The organism is Streptomyces sp. NPDC006798 (assembly GCF_040635975.1).
GTDB lineage: Bacteria > Actinomycetota > Actinomycetes > Streptomycetales > Streptomycetaceae > Streptomyces.
Window position 1 is genome coordinate 1 of sequence record NZ_JBEYIS010000034.1, and the last position, 19,830, is coordinate 19,830.

9 protein-coding genes are annotated in these 19,830 nt (G+C 72.9%); 2 read left to right on the top strand and 7 right to left on the bottom strand.

All coding sequences use genetic code 11. From position 1 onward, the window contains the following. Positions 1-557 precede the first annotated feature (557 nt). Positions 558-2,102: a histidine ammonia-lyase gene (hutH, locus tag ABZ714_RS22475; RefSeq protein ID WP_358827134.1), complete on the top strand. Its 1,545-nt coding sequence runs from the start codon at positions 558-560 to the stop codon at positions 2,100-2,102. Positions 2,103-2,154: 52 nt separating this feature from the next. On the opposite strand, the gene ABZ714_RS22480 is transcribed toward hutH, so the two are convergent. Beyond that, positions 2,155-2,487 (bottom strand): hypothetical protein, encoded by a 333-nt coding sequence (locus ABZ714_RS22480; protein ID WP_358827075.1) that lies wholly within the window; start codon positions 2,485-2,487, stop codon positions 2,155-2,157. A 525-nt stretch (positions 2,488-3,012) separates the two neighbouring features. On the opposite strand from ABZ714_RS22480, the gene ABZ714_RS22485 reads away from it, so the two are divergent. Beyond that, on the top strand, positions 3,013-4,257 hold the full coding sequence (locus ABZ714_RS22485) for an Ig-like domain-containing protein (RefSeq protein ID WP_358827076.1): 1,245 nt from the start codon (positions 3,013-3,015) through the stop codon (positions 4,255-4,257). A gap of 96 nt (positions 4,258-4,353) precedes the next feature. Here ABZ714_RS22485 and ABZ714_RS22490 read toward each other — a convergent pair whose 3' ends face one another. The 6 genes from ABZ714_RS22490 to ABZ714_RS22515 form a co-directional block, all read right to left on the bottom strand. Then, positions 4,354-6,138, bottom strand: coding sequence for a hypothetical protein (locus ABZ714_RS22490; protein WP_358827077.1), 1,785 nt, complete (start codon positions 6,136-6,138; stop codon positions 4,354-4,356). A 33-nt stretch (positions 6,139-6,171) separates the two neighbouring features. Continuing rightward, complete coding sequence (locus ABZ714_RS22495; protein ID WP_358827078.1) at positions 6,172-7,971, bottom strand: ABC-F family ATP-binding cassette domain-containing protein; 1,800 nt, start codon at positions 7,969-7,971, stop codon at positions 6,172-6,174. A gap of 277 nt (positions 7,972-8,248) precedes the next feature. After that, positions 8,249-11,494 carry a S8 family serine peptidase gene (locus tag ABZ714_RS22500; RefSeq protein ID WP_358827079.1) on the bottom strand — a complete coding sequence of 1,082 codons (3,246 nt, stop codon included), beginning with the start codon at positions 11,492-11,494 and terminating at the stop codon, positions 8,249-8,251. Between the two features lie 287 nt (positions 11,495-11,781). Beyond that, the gene (locus tag ABZ714_RS22505) at positions 11,782-15,144 is read right to left on the bottom strand and encodes a S8 family serine peptidase (protein WP_358827080.1); all 3,363 of its coding nucleotides are present in this window, start codon (positions 15,142-15,144) and stop codon (positions 11,782-11,784) included. A 240-nt stretch (positions 15,145-15,384) separates the two neighbouring features. Next, on the bottom strand, positions 15,385-18,720 hold the full coding sequence (locus ABZ714_RS22510) for a S8 family serine peptidase (protein WP_358827081.1): 3,336 nt from the start codon (positions 18,718-18,720) through the stop codon (positions 15,385-15,387). A 187-nt stretch (positions 18,721-18,907) separates the two neighbouring features. Beyond that, on the bottom strand, positions 18,908-19,741 hold the full coding sequence (locus ABZ714_RS22515; RefSeq protein WP_358827082.1) for a TIGR03620 family F420-dependent LLM class oxidoreductase: 834 nt from the start codon (positions 19,739-19,741) through the stop codon (positions 18,908-18,910). Positions 19,742-19,830 lie beyond the last annotated feature (89 nt).

Consider the following 19,830-nt stretch of genomic DNA (forward strand, 5'->3'; position numbering starts at 1 on the left):
GGGGCGCGGGGAACTGCGCGCCCCTAACCACCTCCCCATTCACCGACCTCGTAAGAGGACGGGCCCCGTCAGGGGCGCGGGGAACTGCGCGACCAGCCCATCACCGGGGCGCGGGTGGACCGACAAACCCCAGGTCGCACCCTTCCCCTCCCCGGGACGGGCTCCAGCCCCAGGAGATATGACCAGTGCACGTGGTCGGGGGGTGCAGGGTCGCCCCCTGGGGGTCCCCCCAAAGGCAGCTTTGGGGGAGGACGGCGGATAAGAAACGGGTCTCCCTCTCAAGAGGCTCACTTCCGCCGTCCGTGAGGAGGTGAGCCCGGAGGCCACCGACCCTCCCGACGCTGAACAAGACCGCCCGCATACCGCTGGAGTGACGGTCACATCCTCCACAGCCCCGCCGGCGCCTGAGGCGCGAACGGCCCCGCCTGGCCACAGGCAACCCCCACTCCGGGGGCCCGGGGACCAGGAACCCCACAACGGGAGGCGCCCCCGCGCCGAGAACCCCACAACCACTGATGACATGGCGACATTCAATACGTACGCTGCTGAATATGGATATGCATACCGTCGTGGTGGGGACGTCCGGTACCAGTTCAGCCGATGTCGTGGCCGTCGCCCGGCACGGTGCCCGGGTGGTGATCTCGGCCGAGGCCGAGGCCGCGCTCGGGGTCGCGCGGGCCGTCGTGGACGCGCTCGCGGCCAAGCCCGAGCCGGTGTACGGCGTGTCCACCGGGTTCGGCGCGCTGGCGACCCGGCATATCGGGCCGGAGCTGCGCGCCGCCCTGCAGCGGAACATCGTGCGTTCGCACGCGGCCGGTTCGGGGCCGCCGGTGGAGCGGGAGGTGGTCCGGGCGCTGATGTTCCTGCGGCTGAAGACCGTGTGTTCGGGGCATACCGGCGTACGGCCGGAGATCGCCCGCACCATGGCCGCCGTGCTCAACGCCGGGATCACGCCCGTGGTCCACGAGTACGGCTCCCTCGGCTGCTCCGGGGATCTCGCGCCGCTCTCCCACTGCGCGCTGGCCCTGATGGGGGAGGGGGACGCGGAGGGGCCCGACGGGCGGGTGCGGCCCGCCGGGGAGTTGCTCGCCGAGCACGGGATCGAGCCGGTGGTGCTGCGGGAGAAGGAGGGCCTGGCCCTGCTCAACGGTACGGACGGCATGCTGGGGATGCTGCTGCTGGCGATCGACGACCTCCGTCGGCTGCACACGTCCGCTGACATCACCGCCGCGCTCTCCCTGGAGGCGCTGCTGGGGACGGAGCGGGTGCTGGCGCCGGAGCTGCACGCGATCCGGCCGCATCCGGGCCAGGCGGTGGCGGCCGCCAATATGGCGGCCGTGCTGAAGGGTTCGGGGCTCACCGGGCACTACCAGCAGGACGAGGCGCCGCGGGTCCAGGACGCGTACTCCGTCCGCTGTGCCCCGCAGGTCGCGGGCGCGGGCCGGGACACGCTCGATCACGCCCGGCTGGTCGCGGACCGCGAACTCGCCGCCGCCGTGGACAATCCGGTGGTGCTGCCGGAGGCGGGCCGGGTGGAGTCCAACGGCAACTTCCACGGCGCGCCGGTCGCGTACGTCCTCGATTTCCTCGCGATCGCCGCCGCCGATCTGGGCTCCATCGCGGAGCGCCGTACGGACCGGCTGCTCGACAAGAACCGCAGTCATGGTCTGCCGCCGTTTCTCGCCGACGATCCGGGTGTCGACTCGGGGCTGATGATCGCCCAGTACACCCAGGCGGCGCTGGTCTCCGAGATGAAGCGGCTCGCGGTCCCGGCGTCCGTGGACTCGATCCCGTCGTCGGCGATGCAGGAGGACCATGTCTCCATGGGCTGGTCGGCGGCGCGCAAGCTGCGGACCGCCGTGGACGCGCTGGGGCGGATCATCGGGATCGAGCTGTACGCCGCCGCCCGCGCGATCGAGCTGCGTGAGGGGCTGGTTCCGGCGCCCGCGACCCGGGCGGCCGTGGCCGCCCTGCGGGACGCGGGGGTCGGCGGGCCGGGGCCGGACCGTTTCCTCGCCCCGGATCTCGCGGCGGCGGAGGAGTTCGTCCGGGACGGTCGGCTGATCGCGGCGGTGGAGCCCGTCACGGGCCCCCTGGGCTGAGCCGGTCCGCCGCCCCGGCACATAAGGCGCGCGGGGCCCGCGCGCCCGGCTGTCAGTGCCGCGGCGGCGCCCCCTGTTCGGCGCCGGACGGGGCAGGAGCGGGGGAGTGGCCGCGGCGTACCGCGTAGGTGACGAACGCGATGCCCACCGCCAGGAAGCCCGTACCGCCGATGATGTACGGCGTCGAGTCGAAGCTGCCGGTGTCCGCCAGGCGCGGTGGCGACTGTTCGCCGCCGCCGGGCCCGGTGACGCCGTACGTCCAGCCGGTCCGGGGCCGTTCCGGCGCCGGTGCCGCGTTCGCGTTCGCGGACGGGACGAACCAGAGCGCGCAGAGCAGTGCTCCCGCGGCGACGGCGGTCAGCAGTGGTCGACGGGCGATCGACACGGACGTGATCCTCCTTGGGGCAAGCCTGGGGGGAAGCCTGGGACGGGCCTTGGGTCGAACAGGCCGAACAGGTCGAACAGGTCGAACGGGTTGAGCAGGTTGAACAGGTTGAACAGGTTGAACAGGGTGGGACCGGAACGGACCCGGTCGACCGGAAGGATGGCCGAACGGGCCGGTCGGTTGACCGGGGGCGTACGAAAGGGATGCCGGGAAGTCCCGGGCGCGCGGGGCGACATGGGGGACGGAGGACGCGGACCCGGCGCGGCCGGTCGCGGTGCGCCGATGCTAGTGAACCCGCCGCCTCCGGAGGAAATCGGGTCCCCGCCGGGAGGTGGGGAACCCGCCAGGGCGTCCCGGTACGGATCACGCGTACCGTGGCGGGAGGCGGCCCGTCCGGGGAATCCGGGGGAGCGGCCGAAAAATCACGAGTGGTGTTCACCACATCACCAAAAGAATGTGGAACCGAACGCCTGGTAACGGATGTGTTCCCCACTGTTCGGTCAGGGGACTGGGGGACAGGCGACAATGGAGAAGCGTGTGATGACGGACAGCAAGCGGCGCCGGGGGCTGATGGTCGCGTCCGCTGTGCTCGGTGGTGTGATGGTGCTCGCCGGTTGTAGCGGCGACGGCGACAGCGGTAAGGGCGACGGGGGCAAGAGCGCTCAGGACCAGGTCGACCAGGCCGCCGCCAAGGAGGTCTCGAAGGCCCGAATAGCCATCGAGCCCAAGAACGGCTCGAAGAACGGCAGTATCAACAACTCCAAGGTCTCCGTCGTGGACGGCACCCTGACCGAGGTCAAGATGGTCACCTCGGAGGGCAACCCCGTCGAGGGGAAGATCGCCGCCGACGGGAAGAGCTGGACCCCCGCGAAGCCGCTGAAGCGGTCGACCTCGTACAAGGTGACCGCGACCGCGAAGGACGACAAGGGCCTGACCGTCCACGAGAACGGCTCGTTCACGACCGTCTCGCCCGGCAACAGCTTCATCGGCACCTTCACCCCGGAGGACGGGCAGACCGTCGGGGTCGGCATGCCGGTGTCGATCAACTTCAACAAGCCGATCAAGGACCGCAAGGCCGTCCAGTCCGGGATCACCGTGACGTCGACCGGCGGTCAGGAGATCGTCGGCCACTGGTTCAACTCGCAGCGGATCGACTTCCGGCCCGAGCAGTACTGGAAGGAGGGGTCCACGGTCACCCTGAAGCTCGCCCTGGACGGGGTCGAGGGCGCGCCGGGCGTCACCGGCGTCCAGCAGAAGACCGTGACCTTCAAGATCGGCCGTAACCAGGTCTCCACCGTCGACGCCAAGTCGAAGCAGATGGTGATCCAGCGGAACGGCAAGACGATCCGGACCATCCCGATCTCCGCGGGCGCCGCGGCCACCCCGACGTACAACGGTCAGATGGTGATCTCCGAGAAGTTCAAGGAGACCCGGATGAACGGCGCGACCGTCGGCTTCGGCGGCGAGTACGACATCCCGGACGTTCCGCACGCCATGCGGCTCTCCACCTCCGGCACCTTCATCCACGGCAACTACTGGGGCTCCGACTCGGTCTTCGGCGGTCAGAACACCAGCCACGGCTGTGTCGGTCTGAACGACAAGAAGGGCGCCAACGACCCCAACCAGCCCGGCGCCTGGTTCTTCGACAACTCCCTGATCGGTGATGTCGTGATCGTCAAGAACTCCAAGGACGAGACCATCAAGCCGGACAACGGACTGAACGGCTGGAACATGGACTGGGCGGCCTGGAAGAAGGGCTCCGAGCTCTGATCCACCCCTTACCCCGTACCGACGCCTACGGCGACGTAGCGACGACGAAGGCGGCACCCTCCCGGGGTGCCGCCTTCGTCGTCGTACGGGCCGCCGTCAGCAGCCGGGGTCCGCCGTCCACGGCAGCCGGTACCGGGAGTGCAGCCGGTACTCGCCCGCCTCCTTCACCGTCAGCCGGGTGTACTCCCCGTCGGGCTCCAGGCACGCGCCCTCCGCCCGCAGCCACGGCGAGTGGGCCACCCGTACCGCCACCGACCCGGCGGCCGGCATCCGTACGGTCATCTCGGCCCGGTCCTGGTCGACGACCTCGGCGGGCGCGGAGACCAGCGGTACCGCGTCCCGGACCCGGTACACCGACCAGTTGTCGTCCCGCCACACCCGCTTCAGATAGGCGGGGCCGCTACGGACCAGGGCGGCCTCCGCCTCGGCGGGCCCGTCCGGCCGCCCTTGGTGCAGCACCACGAAGCCGACGGCCCAGCGGTCCAGCCACTCCCGGTACGTCGTCTCGTTCAGCGACCCGTCGTAGAAGAGGCGCCCCCGCTCGACGTCGAGCTGCCGGTTCCAGCCCCGGGCCATGTTGACGTGCGGGGCGAGTACGGTCGCCTCGCGATGGTTGCGCGCGGGCACCACCTCGACCCGGGTCCGGTCGGCGCCCAGCCGCGCCAGCTCCCGGACCAGCGCGTCGGTCTCCTTCGCCCAGACCGGCACCTTGTTGGAGACGACGAGATCGTCCTCGGTCTTGTCGCCCAGCCAGTGCGCGTTGACCGCCAGCATCGCCGTCAGCGCCACCACCGGCACCACGGGCACCAGGGCCGCCCGCCCGGTGCGCCGGACCGCCTCCCGGACCGCCGCCCAGCCGCCCAGCGCGCAGACCGCCGCGATCAGCGCCGCGACCAGGACCGGCGGCCCGGCGAGGCCCGCGAGCCGCTCCACATTGCGGCCGATGGGCGAGGGCGTGAAGTAGGTCAGGACCACCCCGAGGGCGTAGACCGCCGCGCCCCGGCGGACCAGCCGCCACTCCCGGCCGCGCGGGGCCGCCAGGACCAGTGCGGCCGACACCCACAGCGGCATCCACAGCTTGTTGGTCTGCATCGGCATCTCCCCGCCGAAGGGGAAGAGGACCGTCGTCACCCCGACCACCAGGGCGGGCGGTACCAGCAGCGCGGCGGCCGGGCGCCACCGCCGCTCCAGCAGATACGCCGCGCCCACGACGACCAGGAACAGTCCGGCCACCGGGCTGGCCGCCGTGGCCAGCGCCGCGCCGACGGCGGCGACCGCGAGCAGCTTCCGCTGGAGGAAGACCAGGGCGACCAGACCGATCCCGGTGCCCAGGGCGAAGGTCGTCCGGCCTGAGGCGATATTCGCCCAGAGGGCCAGCGCGCCCGCGATCGCGGGCCACACCGGATAGCGCACCCCGCTGCGGACGAAGAGCAGCGCCATCGCCCAGGTGCCGACGAGCCCGGCGGCCACCGAGACGGCCCGGACTCCGAAGAGGGCCATCAGCGGCGGGGCGAGCAGGCTGTAGTTCGCGGTGTGGGTGCCGCCGTACCACGACAGGTTGTACGCGGACGAGGGGTGCGCCTCGGCGAAACCGGTCCAGTGGAGCTGGGCCGCGAGATCACCGCCGCCGGTGGCCAGCCACCCCGCCCACAGGACGTACAGCGGGACGACGAGACCGGTCGCGATCAGCGGTACGAGCCAGAGGCGTCGCCGGCCGGCGGCGGAAGCCGTGCCCGTGCCCGTGTCCGCCGTCGCTCTGCCGTCCGGCGTCGCCGCGCCGCCCGCCGTCGTTCCGGCGGCCGTCGCCGCCTCCGGATTCGTACCGTCGTCGCTACCGCTGTCGGCCGTGGTCGGGTCGGCCGTGGTCCGCTGTTCGCTCATCCCCACGGACACGACCCTAACCGCGTTCCCGGGTCAGCCGGCCCGGCGGCCGTCCCTCAGCTCCAGCCGGTCCCCGCCGAAGCCCGCGCGGAAGCGCCGGTCGTGGGAGACCGCGACGATCGCGCCCTCGTACCGGCCCAGGGCCTCCTCCAACTCCTCCACCAGGCTCAACGCCACATGGTTGGTCGGTTCGTCGAGGACGAGGAGATCCGCCGGGGCGACGACCAGCCGGGCCAGCGCCAGCCGGCGCTGCTGGCCGACGGAGAGCGCGCCGACCGGCACGGTCAGATCGTCCGCGCGGAACAGACCGAGCCCGAGGAGTTCGGCCTCGTACTCGTCGGGGTGGCCGGGGCGGCCCGCCGCGTACGCCGCCAGCAGCGACCGGGGCGACGGCACCGGCGGCAGTTCCTGCGGGAGATAGCCGACCCGGATCCGGGCCGGGCGGTGGACGGTCCCCCGGTCCGGGCGCAGCTCACCGGCGAGCACCCGGAGCAGGGTCGTCTTCCCGGCCCCGTTCGGTCCGGTCACCAGCAGCCGGTCGCCGGGTGCCACGGACAGCCGGGCCAGCCGCAGCCGGTCGGCGACGGCGATGTCCGCCAGCTCGACCACGGGCCCGGCGGCCGTACTACCGGGGTCCGTACCGGCGGCCGGCTGGGGGACCGCCTCGGAGACCGCTCCGGGCGCCGCGAGCGCCGACGACGTGACCGGGGCGGCCCGGAAGCGGAGGGGTTCCGGCGGGGCCGCCACCGGGTTCCGGCGCAGCCGGTCCAGCCGCTGCCGGGCCGCCCGGATCCGGCCGGAGAGCTTGGCCTCGTGCGATCTGCGGTGCTTGCCGAAGCCCTGGCCGGGGTCCTTGCCGCTGGTCGCCAGGCGCCGTCCGGCGGCCTCGACCTCCTCCTCAGTCCTGGCCAGCTCGGCCAGATACTCCTGGTGGTCCTGCTCCCAGCGGCGGCGGGCCGCGGCCTTCGCCGCCCGGTAGCCGGTCCAGCCGTCGCCGTACCGCCGGACGTCCCGGGTGTCCCGGTCGACTTCGAGCACGGTGGTGGCGACCCCTTCGAGGAACGCCCGGTCGTGGGTGACGGCGACGACCGTGCCGCGGTGGGCCCGCAGCCGGTTCTCCAGCCACTCCACGGCCCGCCGGTCGAGATGGTTCGTCGGCTCGTCGAGCAGCAGCAGCTCGGGGTCGGCGGCGAGGACGCAGCCGAGGGCGAGCCGGGACCGTTCGCCGCCGGAGAGGGTGCCGAGGGCCCGGTCCCGGCCGATGCCGCCGATCCCCAGGCCGTGGAGGGCGGCGTCGACCCGGGCGTCGGCCTCGTAGCCGCCGCGCTCCTCGAAGGCGGTGAGCAGTTCGCCGTACGCGGTCAGCCGCTCCTCGTCCGGATCGGCGCCCAGCTCCGCCTCGGCGGCCCGCAGCCGCCGTTCGATCTCCCGGAGGCCGGCGAGGGCGGCGTCGACGGCGTCCCGCACGGTGTGGTCGGGGCCGAGGCCGGATCCCCGGTCGAGGGTCTGGGCGAGATGCCCGGTTCCGCCGGGGGCGACGACGGTGATCTCCCCGTCGTCGGGGGTCTCGTCGCCCGCGAGCAGCCGGAGCAGGGTGGACTTGCCGGAGCCGTTCTCGCCGATGACGGCGGCCCGCTCACCGGGGCGGACGGTGAGGGAGATCCGGTCGAGCACGGGCCGCGGGCCGTAAGCCTTGGAGACGTCCCGGACGGTGAGCTGGGCCCGGCCGCCGGACGCGGAGCCGTGCCCCGAACCGGACGCGGGACTGGAAACGGGTGGGCCGGACACGGCGGTGGTCGACGCGGACATGGTCGACGGGGCGCGGTCGCGCATGGGTCTTCCCTGATGAAGGAGGGGTCCGGCGGCGCGGGAAACGGTCCGGGGCGGGCCGGTGAGGGCGGGCCCGGGACAAAGTTCCGCGCGGCTCGGCCGGAGAAGGGCAGGCCGGAGCGGTACGCCCGCGGAGCGGTCAGTCGTCGCTCGACGCGGTGGCGGCCGCGGTCCCGATCAGAGGAAGAAGTAGTGCAGGTGTGAACCCATGGCTCCACGGTACCCGGGGGCCGGGCGGACCGCCGAACGGTTTTCCCGGCCCCGGGGCGTGGACGTGCGGTTACCCGCCGCGATAGGCGTCGTGGACGGTGACGGCCGCCGTATCGCCCTGCCGGCCGGCGATCTCGGCGCGCAGGGCGAGGCCCCGGCCCGCCGCCGGATTGCGGACGGTGATCCGGCCACCGGTGACGGTCACCGGCCGCCAGGTCGTACCGCCGTCGTACGAGACGGAGACGGCGAGGGACGCGAGCCCGCGCCCGGCCGCCGGGCCCTCGACGGTGACCGGGAAGGTCTGGAGCCGTCCGGCCGGGGCGCGCGACGCGAGGTCCACGGCGGGCCGGAAGCGGACCGTGGAGAGCGGCAGCTCCGCCGGGGCGGCGGTCTCCGCCGAGTCGAACGTCCAGCGGCCGTCGATCCGGGTGGCGACATCGGCGACCGCCGGGTCACGGGTGATCGAGGTGGCCAGGGTGTACGACCCGGCCGCCGCCGGTACGGTCACCGGCCCGCTCCACCACAGGTCGTCGGCGAGGTCGGCGATCAGCTCCCCGTTCCGGCGCAGGGTCGTCGTGGCGGTGGAGGTGTGGGCTTCCCCCGGGTTGCCCCGGCCGTCGGTGAGGGACGGGATCAGGGCGATCATCGAGTTCCGGTTCCGGGTGATCTTCCCGTGGCCCGGTCCGACCGACGGGGAGTGGACCCCGGTATTGAAGTCGGTCCGGTACGTCCGGCCCGGCGCGAAGGCCGTGTCCTCGGCGATCCGGTGCGTCGAGATCTGGACCCCGTCCCGCCTCAGACGGCTCTCCAGCCGCCAGCGGACCCCGGGCCCGGTGGAGAGCAGGACGTCCCGGCGCGTCCCGGCGGGGTGGCCGACCGACCACTCGAACGAACGGCCGTCGCGCAGGCGGGCGGTGCCGGAGAGACTGCTCTCCGTACCGGTACCGGTCGCGCCGAGGCCGACCCGGATCCGGGCCAGTTCGCCCGGCCGGTAGTGCCGGGTGTGGCCGGTGGCGAACCGCCGCAGCCCCGGCAGGTCGGCGAAGGTGTGGTAGTCGGCGCCCGGTCCGCTCCAGACGTTCCGCCAGTACTGGCGCAGACCGCCGGCCGGGTCGTCGGGTCCCAGGTGGGCGGTCCGCAGTGGGGCGGCGCCGTGCAGGAGGACCTGCCCTTCGACGGTCCGGCCGTTCCGGGTCACCTCGTAGCCGAGGAAGATGCCGGCCGGCCGGACACCGGTACCGGGCACGGTGATGTCGACCGGCCGGGCCTCCCGGGCGTCGAGGTCGACGGTGGTGTCCCGGTCGAGGGTCAGCCGGGGGCGGAGCAGCAGATCGGAGGGCGCGCCGGTGGCGGAGCCTTCGGAGAGCGCGTCGAGGGCGTACTCGTTCCCGGGGAGCCGGACGGTGGCGGTCCCGCCGGCCAGATCGGGGGTGGTCCGGAGTCCGGCGTCCGGCCCGGTGAAGGGGGTGATCCCGGCGGTGAGGCCGGTGGCAGGGGCGCCGTCCCGGCCGATGGCCCGCAGGGTGACGTCGTACGACTCCACTTCCCGGTCCACGGTGACGGGGGTACGGACCGGGGTGGCCCCCGGGTTCGCCGTGCCCGTCGCCCCGGTGGTGACCGGGCTCGCCACCACCTCGGCCGAGTAGCGGCCGTCGCCGCCACCGTCGATCCGGGTGTCGGCGGTGACGTCCACGGTCGCCGTACCGCCCGCCGGGACGGTGATCCGGCTCGCGCCGGTGGTGAGGAATCCGGCGGGCAGGGGCGCGCCGCCGGGTCCCGTACCGCCGACCGTCAGATCGAGGTCGAGGGCGGCCGGGCCCTCGTTGCGGTAGGTGATCGTCCGGCTGACCGGGGTGTCGTCGTGGTGCGGCCAGCGCCGGGTGCCCAGGTCGAGGACGGTGGGTCCGGCCGTGACCGGCGGCAGGGTCAGCGCCCGGTCGACGGCGACCCGGCCCGCGCCCTGCTCGTGGAGGGGGTACGGGCCCGGCTTCGCGGACGCCATCAGGGCGGCCTTGATCCGCTGTCCGGTCCAGTCGGGGTGCTTCTGCTTCAGCAGGGCCGCCGCGCCCGCGACGTGCGGCGCGGCCATCGACGTACCCGATTCGGCGACGTAGCCGGGGACTTCCTCCGGCGCCGTGTTCGCGGCGGCCGCCGCCAGTACGCTCACACCGGGGGCCGTGACATCCGGTTTGATGCCGCCGTCGCCGATCCGGGGGCCCCGGCCGGAGGTGTCCGCGAGTGCGTCGTGATCGTCGACGGCGCCCACGGTCAGGGCGGCCTCGGCGCTGCCGGGCGAGGTGAGCGTGCCGGTGCCGGGGCCGAAGTTGCCCGCCGCGACGACGAAGAGGGTTCCCCGCTCCGCCGAGTACCGGTTGATCAGCGCTTCGAGGGGCTCGATCCCGGGCGAGTCGAGGGTGCCTTGGCTGATGTTGACGATGTCCGCGCCCCGCGCGACGGCCCAGTCGACGGCCACCATCAGATCGGACTCGAACGAGTCGACCCCGTGGAACTTGGCGCTGAGCAGGGTCGCGCCGGGAGCGACGCCCCGGTACTTCCCGCCCGACTTCGCCCCCGACCCCAGGGCGATGGAGGCGACATGAGTGCCGTGCCCGGTCCTGTCCTGCGGGTCGTTTCCGCCGGTGAGGTCGGCGGCCTCGCCGATCCGGCCCGCGAAGTCCGGGTGGCCCGCGTCGATCCCGGAGTCCAGGACGGCGATCTTCACCCCCGTACCGTCGTACGAGCCCGCCCAGGCGGCCGGGGCCCCGATCCGCGCCGTGGTCCGGTCGAGGGTGGGTTCGGTGACGGCGTCGAGCCAGATCCGGTCGACACCGGGGGCGGTGGTGACGGCCCCGCGCGCGGTGGTCCCGGTCAGGGCCCGCCAGAGCGCCGCGCCCGAGCCGGGCGCGGCGGTGACGGCCTCGGCGTTCAGGGCCGGGAGGCCGCGCCGTACGGTCGTACCTCCGGCGGTACGGACGGCGGTACGCGCCCCCGGCCGCGCGGCCGGGGCTCCCGGATCGGTGTACCGGACGACGGCCCGGACGCCCTTCGCGTACGCCTTGCGCGCCGATGGGCGGATCAGGGCCGCCGTGTCGAAGAACCGGAGGTCGAGCTTTCCGGCCGCGATCAGCCGCTCCGCGTCGTGCGGGACGGCGTAGGTCCGGCCCCGGTCGGTGAAGGTCCGGACGGGGATCCGCTCCCGGCCGGGCGCCGGTTGTACGCCGGTCAGCCTGCCCCGGGCGTCGACGGTGATCCGGTCGCCGGTGACGAGTCCGACGGTGTGCCGCTCGGCGGCGGCCTTTCCCGCCTTGGCCGCCACTGGACCGGTCTTTTCCACGGGGCCGTTCGGCGTGGCGGGGCCGGTCGGGCCCGCCGTGAGGGCCACGACGAGGGCCGTGGCGACCGCCGTTCCGTACTTCCGTCGTAAGTGTCCTGGTTTTCGTTCCGCCGGCGCGGTGTGTGCTGGCTCTTCGGGCATGGCGCTCCCCGGGTCGGAGGGGGCGCCGACCCGGTCGTCGGCGCCCCCTCCCCGGAGCCTGCCGTGCGGACGGCCGGGCTACCGGTTATGACGTGCGTGATATCGGTGCGACACCCTTATCACCGGGGCTACTTGCCGAAGTACGCGTCGTGGATCGTGACCGTTCCCGTGTTGCCCTGCTCGTCGGCCACGACGGCCCGGAGCGAGAGGGACTTGCCCGCCTCCGGGTTCTCGATCGTCACCTTGCCGTCGACCACCGGGATCCACTGCCAGGCCGCCCCGGCGGTCGAGGCGAAGACGGCGAGCGCCTTCGGATTCGGTCCGGCGGCCGGGCCCTGCACGGTGACCGGGAAGGTCTGGAGCCGGCCCGCCGGCGCCGTACCGTCGAGTGCGGTCGCGGGCGCGAACCGGACTACCGACAGCGGCAGTTTGGTCCGCTGGGCCGTCTGCGCGGACCGGAACGTCCAGACGCCCTCGACCTTGCTCGCGATCCGGGAGACCACCGGGTCGCGGGTCACGGACGTCTTCAGGGTGTAGAGGCCGTCGGCGGCGGGGACGGTGACCGGCTCCCGCCAGAACAGGGACTGGGGCAGATCGGCGACGAGGGTCGTACCCCGGTGCAGGGTCGTCCGGGCGCCGCTGATCACATTCGAGCCGCGGTGGCCGTGGCCGTCGGCGAGGGTCTGCATCCAGGCCCGGATCGTGTTCCCGTCCCGGAAGACGCCCGAGGTCTCGTCGGTGAGCGGGCCGTGGGCTGCGGTGTTGAAGTCGATCCGGTACGTCTCGCCCGCCGCGTACGCCTGCTGCTCCCGGTGGTAGACGGATTCGATCCCGCCGAAGACGTCCGGGATGTGCTGGGACATCCCCAGCCGCCATTGGATCCCGTGCCCGGTGGAGAGCCGTACGGTCAGCCGCTCGGGCCCCGTCCGCGCCCGGGAGTACTTGGAGAAGTGGCCACCCGGCAGAGCCCCGCCGACGTTCAACGCGGCCTGCCGGTTGCCGACGGGCATCCCGAGACCGAGTTCGACCGTCGCGAACTCGTCCGCCGTGAACGTCCGTGTCGTTCCGGTGGTGAAGCGGTTCCCGGTCACGACATGCGCGGTGTGGTACTCGTTCGCGCCGTTCACCCAGGAGTTGCTGAAGGACTGCTGGAGGGTGCCGCCGCTCGCGTCCGGACCCAGATGCGCGGTCCTCACCTCCGCGGCCTGGTTCACGAAGAGGCTCCGGTAGAACCGAAGCCCGTCCCGTTCCAGGGACGAGATGACATCGCGCCAGTACGGGGCCGCCGCCGGGTCGGGTACGGAGATCCGGACCGGCCGGGCCTCGCGGGCGTCCAGCACGACCGCGACATCCCGGTCCATCACCAGCTCGGGCCGGATGAGCTGGTCGTAACCGGCGTGCGGCCCCTCGGCCGTTGGCGAGAAGCCCTCCAGGGCGTAGCGGCCCTTCGGGAGCCGGACCTTCGCCGTCCCCGAGGCGAGGTCGGGGGTACGGGATTGGCCCGCGTCCCGGCCGGTGAAGGCGAAGACGGTGGAGGTGAAGCCGGTGGCGGTCGCCCCGTCCCGGCCGACGGCGTTCAGGGTGAGGTCGTACGACTCCACCTCGCGTTCCAGGACGACGGGTACCCGGACGGGGCCGGCGCCGCCCCCGGTGGCGGTGACGGCGGCCGAGTAGTGGCCGTCGTCGCCGCCCTCGACGCGGGTGTCCGCGGTCAGCCCGACGGACGCGGTACCGCCCGCGGGGACGGTCACCTGCGCCGTGTCGAGGGTGAGGAAACCGGCGGGAGCCGGGCCCCCCGCCGGGTTCCGGGCGTCGACGGAGAGGTCGAGGGCGACCGGGGCCGTACCCGTGTTGCGGTAGGTGATCGTCCGGCTGACCGGGGCGTCGTCCTGATGCGGCCACAGCTGGGTGCCGAGGGAGAGCGAGGCGGGCTCGGCGACGACGGACTGGTCAATCGCCCGGTCGACGGCGATCCGGCCCGCACCCTGCTCGTGCGGGGTGTAAGCGCCCGGCTTCGCCGTACCCGTCAGCAGGGCCTTGATCCGGTCACCGGTCCAGGTGGGGTTCTTCTGCTTGAGGACGGCCGCCGCGCCCGCGACATGGGGTGTCGCGATCGACGTACCGTCGTGCGTGGCGTATCCCGGCGGGTCCTGCGGTGCCGTGCCGGTCGCGGCGGCCGCGGTCACGGCCACGCCCGGCGCGGTGACATCGGGCTTCACCGGACCGCCGCCCCAGGACCTCGGCCCCCGGGAGGAGAACTCGGCGAGTACGTCGTTGTCGTCGACGGCTCCCACGGTGAGGGCGGCTTCTGCGCTGCCGGGGGAGTTGACCGTGCCCGCCCCGGGGCCCCAGTTGCCCGCCGCGACGGCGAACAGCACGCCCCGCTGGGCCGACAGCCGGTTCACCGCCTCCTCCAGCGGGTCGATACCGGGGGTGTCCTCCCCGCCGAGGCTCAGATTCACCACATCGGCGCCCTGGGCGACGGCCCACTCCATACCCGCGACGAGATCGGAGTACGCGCCCCCGCCGTTGTCGGCGAGGACCTTGCCGTTGATCAGGGTCGCGCCGGGGGCCACCCCTTTGAACCGGGCGTCCTTGACGCCCCGTCCGGCGGCCGTGGACGCGACATGGGTGCCGTGGCCGTGGCGGTCCTTGGCGTCGGCGGAGCCGGAGAAGTCGCGCTCCGCGACGACCCGGCCCGCGAGATCGGGGTGGGTGTCGTCGATCCCGGTGTCCAGGACGGCGATCTTGACCCCGGTGCCGTCGTACGAGCGCGACCAGGCGGCCGGGGCGCCTATCTGTGTCGTGGTCCGGTCCAGGCCGGGTTTGACGACGGCGTCCAGCCAGATCTTCTCCACCCCGGCGGCGGCCTTCGCCGCGGCGGTACCGGCGCCGGGGTCGGTCAGCGCGTTCCAGAGCGCCGGGCCCCCGTCGGGTGCCACGGTGACGGCGTCCGCGTTCAGGGTCGGCAGGCTCCGCCGTACGGTCCCGCCGTCCGCCGCCCGGACGCCCGCCTTCGCGGACCGGGCCGAGGAACCCCCGTACGCCACGATGACTCTGAGGCCGTCCCGGTGGATCCGGCGGGCCTCGGGGCGGGCGAGGTCGGTCAGGTCGAAGAGCCGCCGGTCGACCTTCCCGGCGGCGATCAGCCGCTCGGCGTCGTACGGAATCGCGTAGTTGCGGCCGCGATCGGTGACCGAGCGGATGGCTATGCCCTCCCGGCCCCGGGCGGGTACGACATCTGTCAGCCGGCCCTTCGCGTCGACGGTGACCCGGTCGCCGGTGATCAGGGCCAGGGTGTGCGCGGTGCTCTTCGAAGCGCCGTCGGAAAATTTGCCGACTGTTCCGGCGCCGCCGCCGGGCTTCGGCGCCTCAGCAGTCGCGGTGCTGGTCAGGCTGGCTGTCAGGGCCAGTCCCAGTGTGATCGCGACACCGGAGCCCAGTACTTTGCCACGGTATTTCCCATGGCGTTTTCCACGGTGTTGTCGCATGGCTCCCCCCAGGAGTACGACAGCGGGATGCCGGGGGAGGAGGTCCCTCCCCCGACCCGGGAAGCATGTCCGGGTCGAGGGTCGAGGCCAACAGAACGACGGCCGTGATAGTGAGAGATTACGTAATCACCAAGTGATAGTGGGCTGTCGGGCCTCGGAGAGGAAACGAAGAAGCCCGCCGGAACCCCGGACGGATCGGGGTCCCGACGGGCGGTCTGGTGCGCTATCCGCGTCCGGTGGTCACCGGCCGAGATAGGCGTTGTGTATGGTCACCGAAGCCTTGTTGCCGGACTTGTCGGCGACCTGGGCCCGCAGGACGATGCCCTTGCCCTTGGCCGGGTTCTTCACCGTGATCCGCCCCTTCTCCACGGTGACCTTCTGCCACTTCTTCCCACCGTCGTAGGAGACCTGGACGGCCAGCGACTTCAGGTTCTTCCCGGCGGCCGAGCCCTGCACGGTGACCGGGAAGGTCTGGGTCCGCCCGGCCGGGGCCGTGGAGTCCAGCGCCACATTCGGGGTGAACCGTACGACCGAGAACGGCTGCTCGGTATCTGCGTCGGTCCGCTGCGAACGGAACGTCCAGGAGGCGTCCACCCGGGTACCGACCCGGGCCACCTGCGGCGACCTGGTGACCGATGTCGCCAGGGTGTACGTCGCCGGGTCGGCGGGCAGCGTGAACGGATCCCCGAAGGACGGCGGCGCGTCGATCGCGCCGATCTCGGTCGAACCCCGGTGGAGCGTCGTCCTGGCCGTGGCGAAGTCCGAGAAGACGTCCAGATTGCCCCGGCCGTCGGAGAAGAAGGGCAGATAGCCCCGGAGCGTGTCACCGGCCCGGAACACCCCGAAGTCCGGGGCCAGAGCCGGACTGTGGGCACCGGTGTTGAAGTCGAACCGGTACGTCTTGCCCGCCTTCAGGGACCGCGCCTCGGGCAAGGCGTGGGCCGACTCCGGGAACTGGAACGGGTCCTGGGACTTCAGCTGCGAGTACGACATATCCCAGGTCATGCCGTCACCGGTGGTCAGCCAGCTCGTCCGGCGGCCCTGCGCCGGGTCGACGGTGATCGCGCCCAGACCCGTGATGCCGGGGAATATGGCATAGGCGGTGTAGTCGCTCCACTTGCCGGGCACGGAGGCGCCCAGACCCACATCCGCCTTGGCGAAGTCGGCCTTCTTGTACCGCTTGGTCACACCGGTGGGGAAGCGGGTGCCGTCCGCCACGCGGGTCGCGGTGTTGTAGTCGGTACCGGGCTTCTGCCAGTTGCCGTGGACCCAGGTGGTCATCGAACCGGCGGGCAGCGCCGAACCGACATGCGCGCTCCGGGTGGTGCCGGGCGGCCCCATGGCGATCCCGGGGTAACTGCCCTGAGCCTGCTTCACCTCGTAGAGCAGGGCGTTGCTCGTCCCGGTCACCGTGCTGTCCGGCACGGTGAGACCGACCGGTTTGGTGGTCCTGGCGTCCAGGACGACCGTCGTGTCACGGTCCACCACGAGCCGGGGCTGGACCAGGACGTCGTATCCCGCGTGCGGACCGGACTCCCGGTGGGTGTCGCCGGAGAGGACGTACTCGCCCTTGGGGAGCCGTACGGTCCGCTCACCGGAGCTCATGTCGACCGGGATGTACTCCTCCCCGCCGTCCTGCGTGATCCGGCCGACGGACGCGACCGCGGTCGGGTCGGGCGCGCCGTCCCGGCCGATCACCTTGACGGTGACGGCGTACGACTCCGGCTCCCGCTCCGTGGCGACCGCCGTGCGCAGCGCCGTACGGCCGCCGTCGCCGGTCGCCGTGACCACCGCCTGGTAGCGGCCGTCGACCGCGCCGGGAACCGCGATGTCCGAGGTCACGTCGGTGGTCGCGGTACCGCCCGCGGGGACCGTGATCCGCTGTGTCCCCAGCTTGAACAGACCGGCGGGCGCCGCCTGGCCGTCGGGGCCCTTGGCGCCGGTGACGGCCAGATCGAGGTCGATGTCCGTCGGGCCGTCGTTGCGGTAGGTCAGCCGCTCGGTGGCGGGCGCCGCGTCGTCGTGGGGCCAGTGGTGGGTGCCCACGGTCAGCGATGTCGGCTCGGCGACCACCTGCTGCGCGATCGCCCGGTCCACCGAGATCCGGCCGGTGCCCTGCTCCCAGACGCTGTACGGGCCCGGCTTCGCCGACCCGGCGAGGGCGGCCTTGATCCGCGCCCCGGTCCAGGTGGGGTTCTTCTGCTTGAGGATCGCGGCGGCGCCCGCGACATGCGGTGACGCCATCGACGTACCGCTCATACCGGTATAGCCGGGCGGGTTCTGGCCCCCGGTTCCGGCCGCGGCGGCGGCGGTCACATCCACCCCGGGGGCGGTCACATCCGGCTTGATTCCGCCGTCGTCGGCCCGGGGGCCGCGGCTGGAGAATTGCGCCAGCTCGTCGTTGTCGTCGACGGCACCCACGGTCAGCGCGCCCGCGGCGGTCCCCGGGGTGCCGACGGTGGAGCCGCCGGATCCGGAGTTGCCCGCGGCGATCGCGAAGAGCACACCCTTTTCGGCCGCGTACTTGTTGACCAGGGCCTCGACCGGGTCGACGCCGTAGCTGTCGTAGCCGCCGAGGCTCATATTCACCACATCGGCGCCCTGGGCGACGGCCCAGTCGATCCCCGCCATGATCCCGGACCAGCTGCCGCCGCCGAAGTCGTTGAGGACCTTGCCGTTGATCAGGGTCGCGCCGGGCGCCACTCCCTTGAACTTGGCGTCCTTGACGCCCCGTCCGGCGGCCGTGGACGCGACATGGGTGCCGTGGCCGTTGCGGTCCTTCGCGTCGGCGGAATCGGAGAAGTCGCGCTCCGCGACGACCCGGCCCGCGAGATCGGGGTGGGTGTCGTCGATCCCGGTGTCCAGGACGGCGAGCTTCACCCCGGTGCCGTCGTGCGACCCCGCCCACGCGGCCGGGGCCCCGATCTGCCGCGTCGTCTTGTCGAGGCTCGCCTTGACCACGGCGTCCAGCCAGATCTTCGTCACCCCGGCCGTGGTGGACTTCGCGTCGCCGCGGGGGCCGCTGGTCAGCGCGTCCCACACGGCGGTGGCGTTGCGCGGCTCGACGGTCAGGGCCTCCGCGTTCACCGCGGGCAGCCCGCGCCGCTCCTTGACCCCGGCCGACGCCCGTACCCCCGCCTTCGCCGCCCCGGCGGACGCCCCGCCGTAGCTGACGATCAGCTTCACCCCGTCCCGGTAGGCCCGCCGGGCGTCCGCGCCGGTCAGCCCGGTGATGTCGAACAGCTGCCGGTCGACCTTCCCGGCCGAGATCAGCCGCTGGGCGTCATGCGGTACGACATAGGTGTGCCCCCCGCTGCGGTGCGTCCGGAAGGGCATCCCCTCCCGCCCCTCGGCCCGCCGGACGGCGATGACCTCGCCCTTGGCCCCGACATGGACCCGGTCGCCGGTGATCAGGGTGACGATATGCGCCACCGCTCCCGGCCCCCGGGCTTTCCCGGTTCCGTCCCCGCCCCGGCCGCCCGGCGATCCGCCGCCCGGTGGCGCGCCCGCTCCGACGGTGAGCGCCGCGCCCGTCACGACGGCGACCGATATGAGTAACGATCTTCTGAAGCGCATTCGCATGCTCTCCCCTGAGGTGATCGAAAGCCCTTGCCTTTCGGGTCCGGGCAGTATCACCAGGGGTGTTGCGGTCGCTCAATGGAGTGAAAAGGGTTGCCTATGATTCGGACAGATTAGCGATCTCTCTGCCGCGATCCCGGTACAGCGGCGGCGGGCGCGGGAGTTCGGGAGAGTTCAGTGGAGTTCAGCGGATGAGCGCTTCGGCCAGTTCGTGCCACTCCCGGCGGGGGACGGTATCCGGGGTGGTCGGCTGGACGACCAGCACCACCTGGTCGGCGCCCGCGTGGAGATGGCGCCCCACCCGTTCGCCGACGGCGTCGGCATCGCCCCAGGCGACCAGCGCGTCGATCATCCGGTCGCTCTGCCCCGCGATGTCCTCGTCGGTGAAGCCCATCCGGCGCAGGTTCTGCGGATAGCCGCCGACCTCGGACAGGAAGGCGACGGGCTCCCGGGCCGCGTCCCTGGCCGTCCGCGGATCCTCTTCGAGGACGACGAACTCCATCACGGCCAGCGCCGCCGCCTCCCCGAGGATCCCCCGGGCCTGTCCCGTGTACTCGGGTGTGACCATCAGCGGCAGCGCCCCGGCCGCGCGGTCCCGGGCCAGCTCCAGCATCCTCGGGCCCAGCGCCGAGAGCATCCGCGCACTCGCGGGTACGGGCGGCCGGGCGCCGTCCAGCCGGTCGAGATACGCGTTCATGGTCTTCAGCGGACGGGCCCCCTGCACCCCGCCCAGCCCCGTGATCAACCGGCCCGGATGCGTGGACTCGACGTCCCGGTAGAGCGCGATCACCTCGTCCGGCGCGTATCCCCAGGCGGGGATGATCGCACTGCCCACGGAGACCGTCCCGGTGGCCCGGACGACGTCCCGCAGCGGATCCAGTCCGTCCCTCAACTGGCCGCCGGTGATCCAGATCGTCGAGAAGCCGAGGCTCTCCAGCAGGACGGCGTCGTCGAGATGTCCCCCGTCGGGCCGGACGTCCAGGGTGACCCCGATGGGCCCCGAGCCGAGCGCGTTCATCCGCCGCCACCTCTCATCACGGTTCGTTTCGAATGCGGCGAAGCTATGTGCTCAACCGGACTTGAGGTCAACGGCCCGGCTCAGGAGAG

What these genes read in the sequence shown, in the direction of transcription:
- hutH (WP_358827134.1), top strand. Translation starts at nt 558, where the DNA reads ATGCATACCGTCGTGGTGGGGACGTCCGGTACCAGTTCAGCCGATGTC.
- ABZ714_RS22485 (WP_358827076.1), top strand. Translation starts at nt 3,013, where the DNA reads ATGGAGAAGCGTGTGATGACGGACAGCAAGCGGCGCCGGGGGCTGATG.
- ABZ714_RS22490 (WP_358827077.1), bottom strand. Translation starts at nt 6,138, where the DNA reads ATGAGCGAACAGCGGACCACGGCCGACCCGACCACGGCCGACAGCGGT.
- ABZ714_RS22495 (WP_358827078.1), bottom strand. Translation starts at nt 7,971, where the DNA reads ATGCGCGACCGCGCCCCGTCGACCATGTCCGCGTCGACCACCGCCGTG.
- ABZ714_RS22505 (WP_358827080.1), bottom strand. Translation starts at nt 15,144, where the DNA reads ATGCGACAACACCGTGGAAAACGCCATGGGAAATACCGTGGCAAAGTA.
- ABZ714_RS22510 (WP_358827081.1), bottom strand. Translation starts at nt 18,720, where the DNA reads ATGCGCTTCAGAAGATCGTTACTCATATCGGTCGCCGTCGTGACGGGC.
- ABZ714_RS22515 (WP_358827082.1), bottom strand. Translation starts at nt 19,741, where the DNA reads ATGAACGCGCTCGGCTCGGGGCCCATCGGGGTCACCCTGGACGTCCGG.